This is a genomic window from Caballeronia sordidicola, from assembly GCF_002220365.1.
Classification (GTDB): domain Bacteria; phylum Pseudomonadota; class Gammaproteobacteria; order Burkholderiales; family Burkholderiaceae; genus Caballeronia; species Caballeronia sordidicola_C.
The window spans coordinates 1-14,427 of record NZ_MTHB01000115.1; the positions used below are offsets into that span (position 1 = coordinate 1).

Annotated in this window: 15 protein-coding genes and 1 pseudogene; 5 read left to right on the top strand and 11 right to left on the bottom strand. The window is 56.6% G+C overall.

The features are described from left to right. Positions 1-1,608: AAA family ATPase (locus BSU04_RS19055; RefSeq protein ID WP_144021274.1), on the top strand; the 1,608-nt coding region annotated here is incomplete at its 5' end. Between the two features lie 1,436 nt (positions 1,609-3,044). After that, on the top strand, positions 3,045-4,196 hold the full coding sequence (locus BSU04_RS19065) for a CAP domain-containing protein (RefSeq protein WP_144021275.1): 1,152 nt from the start codon (positions 3,045-3,047) through the stop codon (positions 4,194-4,196). A gap of 107 nt (positions 4,197-4,303) precedes the next feature. Here the strand turns inward: BSU04_RS19065 and BSU04_RS19070 are convergent, their stop codons facing one another. Next, positions 4,304-4,648: a response regulator gene (locus BSU04_RS19070; RefSeq protein WP_089162101.1), complete on the bottom strand. Its 345-nt coding sequence runs from the start codon at positions 4,646-4,648 to the stop codon at positions 4,304-4,306. Positions 4,649-5,569: 921 nt separating this feature from the next. On the opposite strand from BSU04_RS19070, the gene BSU04_RS19075 reads away from it, so the two are divergent. Further along, the gene (locus tag BSU04_RS19075; protein WP_179258360.1) at positions 5,570-6,706 is read left to right on the top strand and encodes a sensor histidine kinase; all 1,137 of its coding nucleotides are present in this window, start codon (positions 5,570-5,572) and stop codon (positions 6,704-6,706) included. A 699-nt stretch (positions 6,707-7,405) separates the two neighbouring features. On the opposite strand, the gene BSU04_RS19080 is transcribed toward BSU04_RS19075, so the two are convergent. The 7 genes from BSU04_RS19080 to BSU04_RS45550 all read right to left on the bottom strand — a co-directional run bounded on the left by BSU04_RS19080 (position 7,406) and on the right by BSU04_RS45550 (position 10,824). Beyond that, the gene (locus BSU04_RS19080) at positions 7,406-8,752 is read right to left on the bottom strand and encodes a paraquat-inducible protein A (protein ID WP_089162102.1); all 1,347 of its coding nucleotides are present in this window, start codon (positions 8,750-8,752) and stop codon (positions 7,406-7,408) included. Positions 8,753-8,851: 99 nt separating this feature from the next. Then, complete coding sequence (locus tag BSU04_RS19085) at positions 8,852-9,049, bottom strand: hypothetical protein (RefSeq protein WP_089162103.1); 198 nt, start codon at positions 9,047-9,049, stop codon at positions 8,852-8,854. Between the two features lie 175 nt (positions 9,050-9,224). Beyond that, positions 9,225-9,419, bottom strand: a complete 195-nt coding sequence (locus BSU04_RS19090; protein WP_089162104.1) for a DUF3300 domain-containing protein — start codon at positions 9,417-9,419, stop codon at positions 9,225-9,227. 307 nt (positions 9,420-9,726) lie between these two features. Beyond that, positions 9,727-10,041 carry a hypothetical protein gene (locus BSU04_RS19095; protein ID WP_089162105.1) on the bottom strand — a complete coding sequence of 105 codons (315 nt, stop codon included), beginning with the start codon at positions 10,039-10,041 and terminating at the stop codon, positions 9,727-9,729. A 24-nt stretch (positions 10,042-10,065) separates the two neighbouring features. Then, positions 10,066-10,350: a hypothetical protein gene (locus BSU04_RS19100; protein WP_089162106.1), complete on the bottom strand. Its 285-nt coding sequence runs from the start codon at positions 10,348-10,350 to the stop codon at positions 10,066-10,068. Continuing rightward, positions 10,298-10,558 carry a hypothetical protein gene (locus tag BSU04_RS45545; protein ID WP_179258361.1) on the bottom strand — a complete coding sequence of 87 codons (261 nt, stop codon included), beginning with the start codon at positions 10,556-10,558 and terminating at the stop codon, positions 10,298-10,300. Before BSU04_RS45545 ends, BSU04_RS19100 begins: the two co-directional genes overlap by 53 nt. Positions 10,559-10,638: 80 nt before the next feature. Beyond that, positions 10,639-10,824, bottom strand: coding sequence for a hypothetical protein (locus BSU04_RS45550; protein WP_144021277.1), 186 nt, complete (start codon positions 10,822-10,824; stop codon positions 10,639-10,641). Between the two features lie 175 nt (positions 10,825-10,999). Between BSU04_RS45550 and BSU04_RS19110 the strand changes: the two genes are divergently transcribed. Further along, positions 11,000-11,470, top strand: a complete 471-nt coding sequence (locus BSU04_RS19110) for a universal stress protein (protein ID WP_089162108.1) — start codon at positions 11,000-11,002, stop codon at positions 11,468-11,470. 45 nt (positions 11,471-11,515) lie between these two features. Here the strand turns inward: BSU04_RS19110 and BSU04_RS19115 are convergent, their stop codons facing one another. Further along, positions 11,516-11,761 (bottom strand): universal stress protein, encoded by a 246-nt coding sequence (locus BSU04_RS19115; RefSeq protein WP_373452845.1) that lies wholly within the window; start codon positions 11,759-11,761, stop codon positions 11,516-11,518. Positions 11,762-12,167: 406 nt separating this feature from the next. Between BSU04_RS19115 and BSU04_RS19120 the strand changes: the two genes are divergently transcribed. Continuing rightward, positions 12,168-12,809 (top strand): chemotaxis protein CheB, encoded by a 642-nt coding sequence (locus BSU04_RS19120; protein ID WP_256983033.1) that lies wholly within the window; start codon positions 12,168-12,170, stop codon positions 12,807-12,809. 34 nt (positions 12,810-12,843) lie between these two features. Here the strand turns inward: BSU04_RS19120 and BSU04_RS19125 are convergent. Continuing rightward, a pseudogene (locus tag BSU04_RS19125) lies at positions 12,844-13,029 on the bottom strand (nucleoside monophosphate kinase); the annotation flags it as partial. A gap of 79 nt (positions 13,030-13,108) precedes the next feature. After that, positions 13,109-14,427 (bottom strand): acetyl-CoA hydrolase/transferase family protein (locus BSU04_RS19130; RefSeq protein ID WP_089162110.1); only part of this gene is annotated, 1,319 nt, incomplete at its 5' end.

Sequence of the window (14,427 nt, forward strand, 5' to 3'; positions counted from 1 at the left end):
GCAGCGCTCGAGCGCCGGTTCCAGAAGGTGCTGGTCGATGAACCGTCGGTGGAAGCGACCATCGCGATCCTGCGCGGCCTGAAGGAAAGGTACGAACTGCATCACGGCGTGGAAATCACCGATCCGGCGATCGTCGCGGCGGCGGAATTGTCGCATCGCTATATCACGGACCGTTTTCTCCCCGATAAAGCCATCGACCTGATCGACGAAGCAGCGTCCAGGGTCAAGATGGAAATCGATTCGAAGCCCGAAGAGATGGACCGGCTCGATCGTCGGTTGATCCAGTTGAAGATCGAGCGCGAAGCGGTCAAGAAGGAAAAGGATGAGGCATCGCAGAAGCGCCTGCAGTTGATCGAGGAGGAAATCGTGCGGCTGGGTCGCGAGTATTCCGACCTCGAGGAAATCTGGATGGTGGAGAAGGCGGCCGTGCAGGGCAGCGCGACGCTGAAGGAAGAGATCGAGAAAGTGCGTGCGGACATCGTGCGTTTGCAGCGTGAAGGCAAGCTCGAGAAGGTTGCCGAATTGCAGTACGGCAAGCTGCCTGGACTCGAAACGCAACTGAAGCAGGTCACGCAGTCCGAGACCGCGGAGCAAAGCAATCCGACGCGGCCGCGCTTGTTGCGCACGCAAGTGGGCGCCGAGGAAATCGCCGAGGTGGTGTCTCGGTCCACCGGCATTCCTGTGTCGCGGATGATGCAGGGCGAGCGCGAGAAACTGCTGCAGATCGAAGGCAAGCTGCATGACCGCGTTGTTGGTCAGGATGAGGCGATCGGCGCGGTGGCCGATGCGATTCGCCGTTCGCGCGCGGGGCTGTCGGATCCGAATCGTCCGTATGGTTCGTTCCTGTTTCTCGGGCCGACGGGTGTCGGCAAGACTGAGTTGTGCAAGGCGCTTGCCTCGTTCCTGTTCGATTCAGAGGATCACATGATCCGTATCGACATGAGTGAGTTCATGGAGAAGCACAGCGTCGCGCGGTTGATTGGGGCGCCGCCGGGTTATGTCGGTTATGAGGAAAGCGGTTACCTGACCGAGCTCGTGCGTCGCAAGCCGTATAGCGTGATCCTGCTCGATGAAATCGAGAAGGCGCATCCGGACGTGTTCAACGTGCTGCTGCAAGTGCTCGACGACGGCCGCATGACCGACGGGCAAGGGCGCACTGTGGACTTCAAGAACACGGTGATCGTGATGACGTCGAATCTCGGCTCGCACGTGATCCAGGCGATGGTCGGCGAGCCGCACGAAGCGGTCAAGGAAGCGGTCTGGGAGGAGGTCAAGCTGCACTTCCGGCCGGAATTCCTGAACCGTATCGACGACGTCGTGGTGTTCCATTCGCTCGACCGCGAGAACATCCAGATGATCGCGAAGATCCAGTTGCAGCGGCTGCATGACCGGCTCGCGAAGCTGGAGATGCAACTCGACGTGTCGGAGGCCGCGCTGGAACACATCGGCAAGGTGGGTTACGACCCGGTGTTTGGTGCACGGCCGTTGAAGCGCGCGATCCAGCAAGAAATCGAAAATCCGTTGGCCAAGCTTATTCTCGCAGGGAAATTCGGTCCAAAGGATGCAATCCATGTCCATATGCGAGAAGGGCATTTTGCGTTTGATTGAATGGGTCATTGAAAGATAAGGAATCCTGAAGAAAGCATCGGCTGGATCAGTATTGAGTGCCGGCGGTTCTATACGCCCATTTTATATGAGGCGACCGCATGAAAAATGGCCGAAATAATATGAAATCAAAACTTTTATTGTCGATCGCTGTGGCGAGTCTCTGTGCTTGTACGACCAGCAGATCACCAATAGACAGTCAGCGTTACGACATTGCGTTGGACGAAGCTCGCGATGACGCGTCGATAAGTTGCGTGGGCCGCGTGGCATGCGACACCGTGTGGCAAAGGACTTTGGAGTTCGTTACGCATCATTCAGCGACGAACATTCGTCGCGCAAACAAAACAACCATTGAGACAGGGGAGCCACATGAATCTGGCGTACTTTATATATGGGCGTCACGCACCGCCGCGGGCGATGCCATCGGCAGTTCGACGATTCGAATAAAAGGACTATGTCGCGGCATGTACAGCAGTGACGGGACCCCCGCGTGGATGTATGGAAAGTGTGCCGAACTGATTACGCAAGCAGAGAGGGAGTACCACCTCTATGTTACAAGTTCAAATCCAGACGCAGGGGCGGAGTCCAGGTAGCGGACAGGGCCGCGGTCGTTACAAGCTTCACGGTCGCCCGAAACGTGGACCGAGCGGCTTACTCACGACTCCATGCCTCTAATGCGGGTCGCTGCCTACAGCTTCCACGGGTCCAGGATCGATGCGTCCGTTGGTACCCACGCGTCGAACGGCTATTAGCGTAAGTCTAAGCGATTGCTACAGCTCGGACGATTACATGTTGGCGGAGGTGGTATGGCCGTAGGAATGCAAATACGATACTTAGGCTTCGTCGGATCTCCAGCAATCGAGTCGGAGGCTGGCGCTCAATTGCTCAGGCTCGCTCCATTTGGCGAACTCATTAGAGGATGCCACCTCGCAATTGAAGCATTTCACGACGCTGCGGGCGCCCGACTTTATGACGCACGGCTTGACTTGATAACCTTGGACTACAGCCTTGTCCCAATCGAGCACAGCACAACTAGTGATCCGCTCGAGGGAATACTGCACGCATTCGATGGTGCTGTTCGCGAACTGGAAAACACAATACTTAGAGCGAAGCCGAAGATTGTCACTCGATCATCGGCTCGGCTTTAGCGACGAACAGGCCAACGATTGCTTGCGATTGTCAAAGATTAGATCGTCTGTCCGGACAATTGCGATTTGTATCGGTTTTAAAAAACTCATATAAATTTAAATGCGTCGGAAATCAAATTTTCAAAGCGATGCCCTAACTTTATCGGTCACCTGTTTTTGGTTTTACCTGACCTATCGTAGGCGGCATTTTTAAGCGGTGGAAGATGATCTGAACTCGACGAACAGATCCGTTTGGGACGGACGAGTCCTGCGTTGCCTGATCCCGCAAATTAACAGATAGGTTGCTAGACGATGTCTGCCCTTTGCAGCAAGGCGAAATCCACCATCGCGATACTAGCCATTGCTTCGTTTTCACTCGCTGCGTGTACTGGCTTCGGCAATCACGATTCCTTTCAAGCATCGAACCGGTCTGAGGAGAGCAATACAAGCCGTCAGTGGATGTCATCCAACCACTCTCGGGCGCTGCAGAAACGCGTGCGAGCTCCAACCTACGAGACGTCGAGCTATCAGGCGAAAGCATTTGAGCTAATCAACGCTTACCGCGTCTCAGTAAATGTTGGAAAGCTTCGTCAGGAGCCTCGGTTAGACGCGGCGGCGCAGGCTCAAGCGTTGTATCTTGCTTCGAATCTCGCGTTGGGTGGGCTCACTGAGCTATCGCACAACGAAGTGCCAAATTTTGCAAACTACTATGCCGATACGCCGCTCGCGCGCGCGAGGAAAGCAGGCGTCGCGATGAAAGAGTGGGTTGGGGAAAACATTGCAGCAGGGCGTCACCAACCGGACCTTGACGCTTATGCGCGAGACTGCATTGGGCAGGCTATTAATTCGGTCTATCATCTAGTACCACTACTGAGAAATCAGGAATCCTGTGGACTTGGTTTTGTATCGGACAATGCTACGTATCCGATCTATGTCTGTGCCACCGAGTTTGGAACTATTGGCGGGGTGAGAGGGGCGCCGGGACCGAATACGGGTCTTTACAGCGGCGGCCAGCAGATTTCGCCCAGTGCCGCGGTACACGTTCCCTACGATGGCGAGACCCATGTCCCGCTTGCGATGGCCCCGGAATTGCCACACCTGAGATTGGGACGCTCCGCCTTAGGTCGGCCAATCATGGTTATGGTCAACGCGCAGGATCAAGACTCGTTGACCGTCGTGAAATTCACCCTCCAGGATTCATCCGGTTCCGTAGTGCCCGCTCATATTCTCATCTCGAAAGGTGCGAGGCTGGGTTCGTTGGTAATCGCCGTCGTCGATCCAAACAACCTGCTTGCAGATGGCGTCGTCTTTTTGCTGCCCTCTGCGCCGCTTGTCGCGAACACGACCTACACTGCGACGTTCTCCGGGGCACGTGTCAAAGCCATCTTCAATTTGAGCTGGCAGTTCACGACAGAGGAAACGTTGGTAGACATCCAGCCTGTCAATTTCGATGCCGGTCACTGATGAGGGCTCTAGTGCGCTGGCTGATATAGGGGGAGAAGGGGCGCCTCGAGGATGCTTAGGAGCTCGCAACCTAAATGGCACACGTTCGGTGCCATTGAGTCGCGGCTTTAAGAGCGATCCAGGATCCCACGTAGCTGACGAACAGTGATTGGCTTAAGGAAGCGGCTGTCGAAGACGGAGAGATCCGCCTGTTTGCTGAGATCACGGTGTCCGGTGAGCGCGATCAATTGTGCTTTCTTGGATCGACCTTTTCGGATGAGGCGGCATAGTTCTTCTCCATTGAAGTCGGGAAGTGAAATGTCCACAATTACGATGTCGAACGCTTCGCGCGATGTACATTCAAGAGCAGTTGCACCATCGTAGGCACAATGCGTTTCATGCCCAAGCCCCGACGCGAGGTCCGCCATCATGTCCGCTAAATCTCTTTGGTCGTCAACGAACAGTACCTTCAACTCGCCCTCCTAATGGTCATACTATCGGCGACATTGGTCAACATCGCATACAACACGACCATGATCCGCGCGATCGGCACGCTAACGGAAAATATTCGATACAACTTAATTACTTGGCCGGACCGTGTTACGGCTTGATTGTTCTCGTGTCTCCCGAAATTGTCAGATCCAACGCCACGTTTTCATATTGTCTAGACTATGTCCGATGAGGCCATCTGGTTCGCGCTCTGAGAGCGTGGCATTGCTCCGGTTCGAAGTTTGTCAAAATAGAAAGTGGAAGCGCGACAAAAGTGGGCATAGCTGCCAAGTTTTCCTACCGTTATATGCCCATAGTAGGCTGGTTGCGGTGTACGCAGTACGTCACTGCCGCCAAGCGGCCCGCAGCGTGCAACTCGCTTGAATGGCTATGAAGGGCAGGCCGAATTGCACCCACCGAGATCCGGTGGTCTGGCTGTCAGCGCCCTCCAGTGGTGAAATGCAGCGTCGGTTCAAAAAGGACTCTAAAGACATATTGTCTCCTTAATCCTACGGCTAACATATTGCTTCCTTAATCTTTACAGATGCAGCGCCACAGTTGAGGGCCAGAACAGACCTGTTGAGCGATACTTTGACGGCTCGGACGAATGGGTTTTTTGTCCTCGGGGGCGCGTAGAATAAATCGCCTACTCTACCCAACAGACCGAACGACAAGCATAAAAAAGGTTTGGGTTCGAACCTTGCGTCGCAGCTTGTCGTAACGCTTTATTGGGAGCAAGCATTGGGCCGGAAGTGTTAGGAAGGTGTCAAGAACCGCGAGACTGCGTTACACACCTCACTCAGAGCGCCGTTGCCCAAAAAGGCGATTTGTAACCGCAGCGCAGTCATACTGTTTGTGGGCGATTGCCATGCACACACGTGGCGTTTTTTTCCGAGGTGTTGCATATGATGCATAATTTCCTTGCCAACAATCGAAGTGAACTAATAGATCGTTGTCGAATGAAGGTGGCGCAAAGACCCGAGCGGGGAGCTACAGCGGGGCAACTGCAAGACGGAGTGCCGACTTTTTTGGACCAGTTGATCAGAACGCTTCGCATTGAGCAATCACTGGATCCTATGGAAAGCCGCAAGATTTCGGGTCCGTCGGATGGGACATCGTCGCTGTCCGAGATGGGTGTGTCAGCAGCGCTGCATGGACAAATGCTGTTGGAACTTGGATTTTCGGTTGACCAGGTTGTTCACGACTATGGTGACCCATGCCAAGCGATTACGGATCTTGCGTACGAACGCGACGCTCCTTTCTTGGTAGATGAGTTTCGAACACTTAATCGATGCCTTGACAACGCTATTGCCGACGCCGTTACAGAATTTAGTTACCAGCGGGATGTTGCTGTTGAGAGCGGCAAGATTGTCGAAATGAACGAGCGGCATGGGTCCTTTTCACACGAACTTCGAAATTTCTTAGGAACTGCTACCTTAGCGTTCGCTGCCGGCAAGGCTGGAGATCTCAGCTTTTCCGGTGCTACGGGGAATGTCCTGGAGCGAAGTCTCGATGCCCTGACTAATCTTGTCGATCAATCGCTAGGAGAAGTAAGAAAAACGGCCGAGAACGATCAAGGATTCTCGCTTTTTTCACTCGCAGAACTCGTTGCTGACGTGAAGCAATCCGCAGACTTGGCAGCGAACGTGAGCGGTTGTGTATTTACCGTATCTCACGTTGATTCCCGCATAGGCATCCGCGGCAACCGCGACCTACTTTATTCGTCAGTCATGAATCTACTGCAAAATGCATTTAAGTTCACGCAAGCGCATACCGAAGTGACGTTGGATGCTTATGCAGACGCCGATCGAATATTGCTAGATGTAAAGGATCATTGCGGCGGATTACCAGGCGGGGACGCAGAAGGGTTATTTCTACCGTTTGTCCAAAATGGAAGGAACAAGTCAGGCCTTGGTCTCGGGCTTTCTATAGCCCGGCGTAGCATGGAGTCAATCGGTGGCGAGCTGAGTGTGCGAGACGAAGCGGGCAAGGGCTGTGTCTTTACTATCAGCCTACCTCGATACGCGATGACGCTAGAATAAACGTGCCTGACCGGTCGAGGTCTTTGTGACGGTCTGCTGATCAGTTCGACCTGCACCGCGCGCGGGCATGTCAACGTTCCGGGAAAGGTGGGCGCCGATCGCGATCCGCCAGCACTTCGCGCTCAAACGGCAGTTACTGCATGCATCACTCCAGGTATCGCAGCGGCGACATTCGACAAGCGGTCTGTGTTGCGTAAGCGGATAGCCTCGGATAATACTCATTGCCACTACCCTAACCATAATCTTCCCAATGTTCGATCAGCCGGTTCCGAGCGTAGCCGGTGTTGCGAAAGCTCCAAGTACCGCAGGATATGCTCGGGGATCGGCTATCAGGGTGTTCTATTCAGTCCTCCACGCAAGAGAATTTTTCTGGTCCATAGTGCTTCGTTCGAAAGGAGGTGCCGCGCTTGGGGACGACAGACTCCATATTTGATCAACGCGAGTTTGCTCGAACCAACGTTTCGACTTCCATCTTGCCGCTCGCGCTACCGAAGTTCGTTTTCGATTTCGAATCCAGATCGATGCGTAGGAAAGGGTGGATAGCAACTACTCGCCGATGCGCGCTAGAGCTGTAGTGCGCAGGCGCAGCATAAGGCGTTCGACAGCATTCGCAACGTCACGCATTCCGCGCAGATCCCGTAAGGCGATGCGTTGGTAGTGATCAGCGCTCGTCGCCGTACCTGAGTTAATAACGGAGTTTTACGACTCCGCAGCGTCCCAGACGAGCCGCGGGTCGAATTGCTTCGCGGCAAGCAGGGTGAGAATGACCACTGAACCGAATGCGATCACGCCCGGGCCGGCCGTAACTTCGGCGAAGGGTTGGAAGCGCACTAGCGCGACCGTCAACGTGACGACAAACACATCAAGCATCGACCAGCGTCCAATGCTTTGGATGATCCGGTACAGTGTGGTGCGTTCGCGCAGACGCCAGCTTGAGCGACGCCGCGCAGTAATCAGGAGCAGCACCAGCACGGAGATTTTCAGAATCGGCACCACGATACTTGCGACGAATACGATCACAGCAAGGGGCCATTCGCCCGATGTCCAGAAATAGATGACTCCACTTATGATCGTGTTGTCTTGCGTGTCCGTCAATGTGGCGGTATGCATGACAGGCAGCAGATTCGCGGGGATATACAGGAGACCAGCGGCGATCAAAAGCGCCCAGGTGCGTCTCAGGCTATCCGGATGACGCCGGTGCAAAACCGCTTCGCAGCGCGAGCAGTGCTGGTTTTTCACGGAACGCTTGTACGGATCAAGCTGCGCACACGCATTGCAAGCGACCAGACCCGTCCGTAGCGCCGTGACATATTGCGAAATGGGCTTAGGGTTGGCCGCGCTTGATTGCGCGATCACTGCCGTCGCCGCGGTCGGTTGTCGTGCTTGCAGAGCCTCAGTCCTCGGCTCACCGCCGGTTGGGCAATTCGGTTCATCGGTGCTCAGCCTGTCTGCGAGTTCCCACAAGGCTTGCAAATCGAACTTTACGAGAATCGCAAGCATGATCGTCAGCGCGCCGAATGCAAAAAACGCGATTTCCGGAATCACGCGTGCGAGACTCAGCATCTTCACCATCGCCACCAGCACAGCGAGCATAAACACTTCGATCATTTCCCACGGTCGCACCCGCTGGATCGTCCTCAGCACCCTGTTGAATCCCGGTGGAATATATCCTGCCCTGATGGGTATCAGCACATACAGCAGTGCGACGAGTTCCGTCAGCGGGAAGAGGATTGTCAAGCCGAAGACCAAGGCCGCGACGAATTGCACATTTTCGTGCCATAAAACCATGATCGCGCCCGTCAGGGTGGTCTGCGACGTGATGCCGTCGGCCACGAGTTCGAGGATCGGGCACGCCTGGGCAATCAGGAACGTGATCAGGGCCGCCAGCGTCAATGCGCTCGTTATATTGATCCGCCGCGCGGCGCTGCTATAGAGCGTCGATCCACATCGCGGGCAGCCTGCGACGTCACCGCGACCGGTTAGAATCGGCCTTTGGAACAACGTGTCGCAATTGCGGCACGCGATCATTTTCTTGCCGTGTTCCATGCTTGCCTTTCAATGGATGACGGTTTTATACGCGCAACTGTGACGTTTTTTTATCTCGGTGTACGGCGTGGCGCACGCGGAGCAAACGATCGGCTACGTCTACTGCTGCCCAGTTCCCCACTCAGGCCGATATCGCCCGGTTTCATCAATTTCAGCAGCCGGCACTTGTTTCGCCGTTCCCGAGATCGGATAAAGGCCCATCTTTGCAATGTGCTCAGGCGTTCCCTGCCAGATCCAATCGGGGTTGTCGCCGTTAGGGTCTTTGTAGTCGTAGACTTCTACCAATCCGCTGCTCATTTTTAACCTCTGAATCTGTAGTGCCGTTGATCGTAGGCGGTTCGCCACCCGGTCGATATTCCGTTGCTGCTAGTTTCCGCCGGCCATCGCAGCCCACTCAGAGAGGTTGGGAGTGCGAGAACGTGCACTCACGCGGTTATCCCGGCACCTTGTGGGCCGATGATTGCTCAGTGGACTACGCAAGGCGCGCCAGCCGTGTGCTCATCATGGTTTTACAATATCCCAAGTCCGCAAGTGGCTCTCCCTTGAGTGCGGCGTGATTCGGATCCCGAATCCAACGATCCGCTTCGATAACTTCGAGAGGATATGTCGCCGCCATCAGGATCTGGGCAACGAGAGAATCGGGATACAGCGCGATTGGTGCAAGCATTTGATCGAGCTACTGCGCGGTGAACGGTACAGTGGCATGAGACTGCGGCGCAGGTGCATCCGGTGCGGATGCTTCCAATATCCCGAACGTCACGACGGCCAAGACCGCCGTCATTGTCAGGACCGCTTTCGCCTTAACCTTCATTTTTTGACCCCTAAGCTCGATCCAAGGACATACACAGCAAATCCAGCAACTGCGTGAGTAAGCGCCACCCCGGTGATCTCGATCTTGACTTGTATCAACGATGGAACGAATCGGTCACTCGTTGTCGCGGTTGTTTGCTATTTCAAAGGGTAATTTCTTCACGTTATTCCTTCGCATACAGCCGGATCGGCCGGTGGAATTTCACCACCAGCCACCCACAGGTAGGTTCATGCCCCGAGGAGGTGACGAGAAGTGACGAGCCACGTTTGCTCAGCGCGTTCAGGTAGACAGTCTCGTTGTACGTTGTCCGCGTCTGCCAGCAGCGGTACAGGATGCGGATCAACTTGAATGACGGTGTCCGCACGGTGAATGACCGGTTGATGGTCTGCGCCGCCCATTCCACAAAGGTCCGGCGCAGGAATTTCGAGCACTGCAGGCGCCAGTGGACCCAGCTCTTCTTCCCGCTGCGCTCGGTCACCGGGGCAAGGCCCGCGTACGTCTGCTATTCATCTGCACTCCTGAAATGCTCCCGCTGCTCACCGGAGGCAGCAAGTAGGCGCAGGGCTAGCTGGGGAGCAGCACCGGGCAGGCTCTCGAATAGCGCATAGTCGGGCAGCGTGCATGCTACGTGCGCGATCTCCCGATCGAACTGCACGATTGCAGCCACCACGGCGCGCAGTTGTGCCACCAGTGCCAGCACGTACAGACGGCACGGGCCGATAATCGCAGGGTCGTCAGTCAGCGCCGCGCGCGCTGATCCGGCTAGCCCTGCGGCAGGGGTGTGCATCGAAGAACCTCTCCAGGACCGCCGTGCGGGCCTGGCGGACCGAGCGCAGCGTCGGCCAGCGCTCAAGGAAGTTGTAGAACAACACCGTGCCACGGTCATTGAACCATTCCAGCGCCTGCGGGTAGTACTGCTTGAGCGCGTCGCACAACCGGTTGGTCAGCCGGGTCTGGTCGCCGACGTGCTGTCGGCGCCGCTCAACCAGGCTCACCAGCGAGCGTATGGGGGCACTTTGCGGCCTGAGAGGACTGAAAAAACGTTCCTGATGGCTGGCAAGGCAGTCGCGCTTCGTCAAGCCGTGTTGAAGCCGGTACCGTGGCCTTCGCGGCTTTCGTGCCCTTGCGCCTGAGCGCCATGAACGAGGCGCCTACGTTGAGCAGGAGGGCGGGCCATGCCAACCGTGCCGACCATGCCCGTTAATCGGGTCTGTCGAACCGTGCCGCGCTGCGATGCCGTGTTACGCCGTGGCGCGGACATGGGCTCTCCGGGCAAAGGGGGGAAATGGGTGCTACTGAGGTTGTGCGGATCATACCGTGCCGCTGCGGACGTGATTTGCGCGGCGTACTCCCGCCCGCGTGAATTGATGTGGATCAAGTGATCGGCTGGCCTGCACGAGGACACTGAAGCACGAAGGTCATCCGGGGAGCGGGTCATGTACAAACGAATTCTGGTAGCGCTCGACGGCAGCGTCAGCGCGCACCTTGCGCTTGAAGAGGCGCTCAAGCTGGCGCAGGCCGTCGATGCGACGTTGATGGTGGCGTGTGTTGTCTCGCACGACCTTTGTGATCTCGTGGGCGGGGTTATCGGAGAAGAGGCGGGCGTTGCCGGTGCGCACTGGCAACTCGGTCATGTGCGCGACTTGTGCGAGCGCGGCGGGGTATCCTGCATTACACAGATAATCGATGCACACGGCGCAAGCATCCCGGCCGCCCTCATGCAGGCGGCCCAGGCATTCGAAGCGGATCTCATCGTAATGGGGGCGCACGGGCCGCGTGGCGCGCGCCGGCATTTGATTGGCAGCGTCGCGGAAACAGTTTTGCGCTCGAGTCATGTTCCGGTCCTCACCGTTCGTGAAGATCGGAGCAACGATGAACATGAACACGATCCGGCACTCGCACTTTAGCGCATTCCCGACCGGTGGCGCTCAGGCGTCGGGACGGTCCCACACCTATATAGACGCGCCAGCAACGTCCGGCGTGCTCACTTTGCGTGGTTCCTTTTTTTCCCGGGAATGCAGCGGCACCAGCAGCACTGGCCGAGTGAAAATCCGCAAGAAACGCTCGGCCACGCTGCCCAGCACGAGCCGTCGCCAGCCGCGCCGCCCGTGCGTGCCCATGACCACGAGATCAGCGCCGAAATGTTGCGGCGGCCATGATCCTTTGGGCGATATCGTCACCCAAAGGATCGAGTTCAACGATGAGCGTCGGGCCTTTGACACCCGCGCGCGGCATCTTGGCAGCCGCGTCGGCCAGCACTAACGCACCCTGTTTGACGAAGGCCTCGCGTACTCTCGAGAAGATGCGTGAAGGGTACTATTCTGATGATAGTGATCATCGTACTTCTGCTCGGCGGCGGGTATTATGCCAACGGTTGCTACGGGAGGGGCTGGGCGGAGTTCAACAGAGCAAAAATTCGCTCCGATGACAGGTGGGGCATGCCGGGCGTGTTCTACCTAGCGTCGCGGGGGGGCGGGAAATAGCCGGCTCTGATGGACTTTCGTTAGCTTACCGTCTGCCTCAATTAAGCGATACAGAAGCCCGCGGCTGGCGTTGCCATTCCCAAAGGTGGATCCTCACTGAGGTCATGGAGGACAAGCTACTATGAACAAACGGACCATGCCCCGCTTCAAAGCAAAAAACCTTGGCATCGCCAACAAGGGTTTTCCTGTTGTTTGCGTGGGTGGGTCGGCGGGCGGTCTCGACGCCTATATCCGACTACTTCAGTGCCTGCCGCCCGATATGGGCGTTGCGGTCGTCATTGTTAATCACCTGAGGCTCGTAGCTACCCATCTCCACGAGATCCTCCCGCACTACACGGAAATGCCGGTGAAGCTGATCACGGAAGGATTGGTCCTCGAGCCAAATCAGGTATTCATCATCCCGGCGCAGCGTGATCTACACGTCCTCAATGGCGAATTTCGTCTTAAACCGATTTCGAAGCCCAGAGGATGGCCAGACGTCATCACCGTTTTTCTGCATTCCTTGACGCAGCATTGGAGGGGGCAGCTGATCGCCGTGATTGTCTCCGGTTTCGACGGCGACGGAGCGGCGGCGCTGTGCGGCATAAAGGACGCGGGCGGCATTACTATCGCGCAGAAACTTGAGACGGCTACTGAGCCAGATATGCCCGAAAGCGCGATAGCTACCGGGTGCATCGATTTTGTTCTTTCGCCCGAAGATATCGCACAGGAAATCGTGCGAATTGCGCACGAAGATACCTTGCGTACGCAAAGCGACACCTGACCCGCGCATCGACGAGCGAGCCACCCACGCGATCTACTTTTCCAGCCCCTTGCGGATCGTCAGTAAAGCGTCTCGCTGCGACGCTGACCGGCGAGCCAGCCCTGACGGCGGTACGCAGCATGTCGCCTGTCGAAATTTGCGGAATGCCGCGCTCGTCCTTAATCAAGTTCGCCTGAGTGCTCTTACCCGCTCCGGGAGCACCCAGCAGGATCAAACGCATGTGATATCTCCTGATCTGTGTAGTTTCTCTTGCGGTGTGGCGCTTGACTGCCATTACGATGCTTTATTGAGAGGGCTGGTCACGTGCTCCGCATGGAGCCGCTTTCGATATACCGCTCGTGCCACGACAGGGCTTCTTTCAATAGATGCGGGGTGTGCTTGCCGAAGCTTTGCTGGCAGGCGCGTTCGAAATAATCCTGTAGCATCGGGCGATAGTCCGGATGTGCACAGCGGGCAATGATTTCCCGAGCCCGCTGCTTGGGCGAGAGGCCACGCAGGTCGGCGAGCCCTTGCTCAGTCACCACGACGGCCACATCGTGCTCGGTGTGATCAACGTGGCTTGCCATCGGCACGATCCGCGAAATGCTACCGTTCTTCGCCGTGCTGGCGGACATGAAGCACGACAGATAGCCGTTGCGCGCGAAATCGCCTGAGCCACCGATCCCGTTCTGGATACGGCTTCCCATCACATGAGTCGAATTGACGTTGCCATAGATATCGGCTTCCATCATGCCGTTCATCGCGATGCAGCCAAGACGGCGCACCAGTTCCGGGTGGTTGCTGATTTCCTGTGGTCGCAACACGATGCGCTCACGGAAACGCTCTATTCCCTCGGAAAAGCGAATGCTTGCAGCCGGACTCAGGGAGAGGGCAGTGGCCGAGGCCATGCTCAACGTGCCGTTATCCAGCAGATCGAGCATGCCGTCCTGAATGACCTCCGTAAAGGCGGTGAGCCCCGTGAAGCCGCCTTCGCCCAGTTCGGCCAGCACAGCGTTGGTGACATTGCCCACGCCGGATTGCAACGGCAGAAGGTTGGCCGGCAGACGGCCACGTGCAATCTCGTGCCGCAGGAACTCGATCAGGTGCCCCGCAATCTGCCGGGACGTCGCATCAGGTGGCGTAAATGCATTGCTGCGATCCGGCGCATCCGTTTCGACGATGGCGAGGATCTTGTCGGTCGGGCACCGGAGGTACGGCTCACCAATGCGATCGCCCGTGTTCAACAATGGAATCGGCATGCGGTGCGGAGGCAGCGCAGTACCATAGTAGATGTCGTGCATGCCGTCGAGCCCCAAGGGTTGACGCGCGTTGACTTCAAGAATCACGCCCTTCGCGCGTTCAAGCCACGTCTTGTTGTTCCCGACTGAAGAGGAGGGAATAAGCAGTCCGTCCTCGCGTATTGCGCACACCTCCACTACGGCAATATCCAAATCTCCGAATAGCCCAAACCATGCATGCTGCGCCACATTGCTCAGATGGATGTCCAGGTATTCAATCTCGCCAGCGTTGATCTTGTCGCGCAGCGTGGGATCCGATTGATAGGGCAGACGCATCGCGATGCCATTTGCGCGTGCCAGTACACCGTCGAGTTCCGGTGCAGTCGATGCGCCGGTCATGA

Excerpts from the sequence above, each read along its gene's own strand:
- BSU04_RS19100 (WP_089162106.1), bottom strand. The coding sequence starts at position 10,350 with ATGCACACCCCTGCCGCAGGGCTAGCCGGATCAGCGCGCGCGGCGCTG.
- BSU04_RS19065 (WP_144021275.1), top strand. The coding sequence starts at position 3,045 with ATGTCTGCCCTTTGCAGCAAGGCGAAATCCACCATCGCGATACTAGCC.
- BSU04_RS19080 (WP_089162102.1), bottom strand. The coding sequence starts at position 8,752 with ATGGAACACGGCAAGAAAATGATCGCGTGCCGCAATTGCGACACGTTG.
- BSU04_RS19085 (WP_089162103.1), bottom strand. The coding sequence starts at position 9,049 with ATGAGCAGCGGATTGGTAGAAGTCTACGACTACAAAGACCCTAACGGC.
- BSU04_RS19110 (WP_089162108.1), top strand. The coding sequence starts at position 11,000 with ATGTACAAACGAATTCTGGTAGCGCTCGACGGCAGCGTCAGCGCGCAC.
- BSU04_RS19075 (WP_179258360.1), top strand. The coding sequence starts at position 5,570 with ATGATGCATAATTTCCTTGCCAACAATCGAAGTGAACTAATAGATCGT.
- BSU04_RS19120 (WP_256983033.1), top strand. The coding sequence starts at position 12,168 with ATGAACAAACGGACCATGCCCCGCTTCAAAGCAAAAAACCTTGGCATC.
- BSU04_RS19090 (WP_089162104.1), bottom strand. The coding sequence starts at position 9,419 with ATGCTTGCACCAATCGCGCTGTATCCCGATTCTCTCGTTGCCCAGATC.
- BSU04_RS45550 (WP_144021277.1), bottom strand. The coding sequence starts at position 10,824 with ATGTCCGCGCCACGGCGTAACACGGCATCGCAGCGCGGCACGGTTCGA.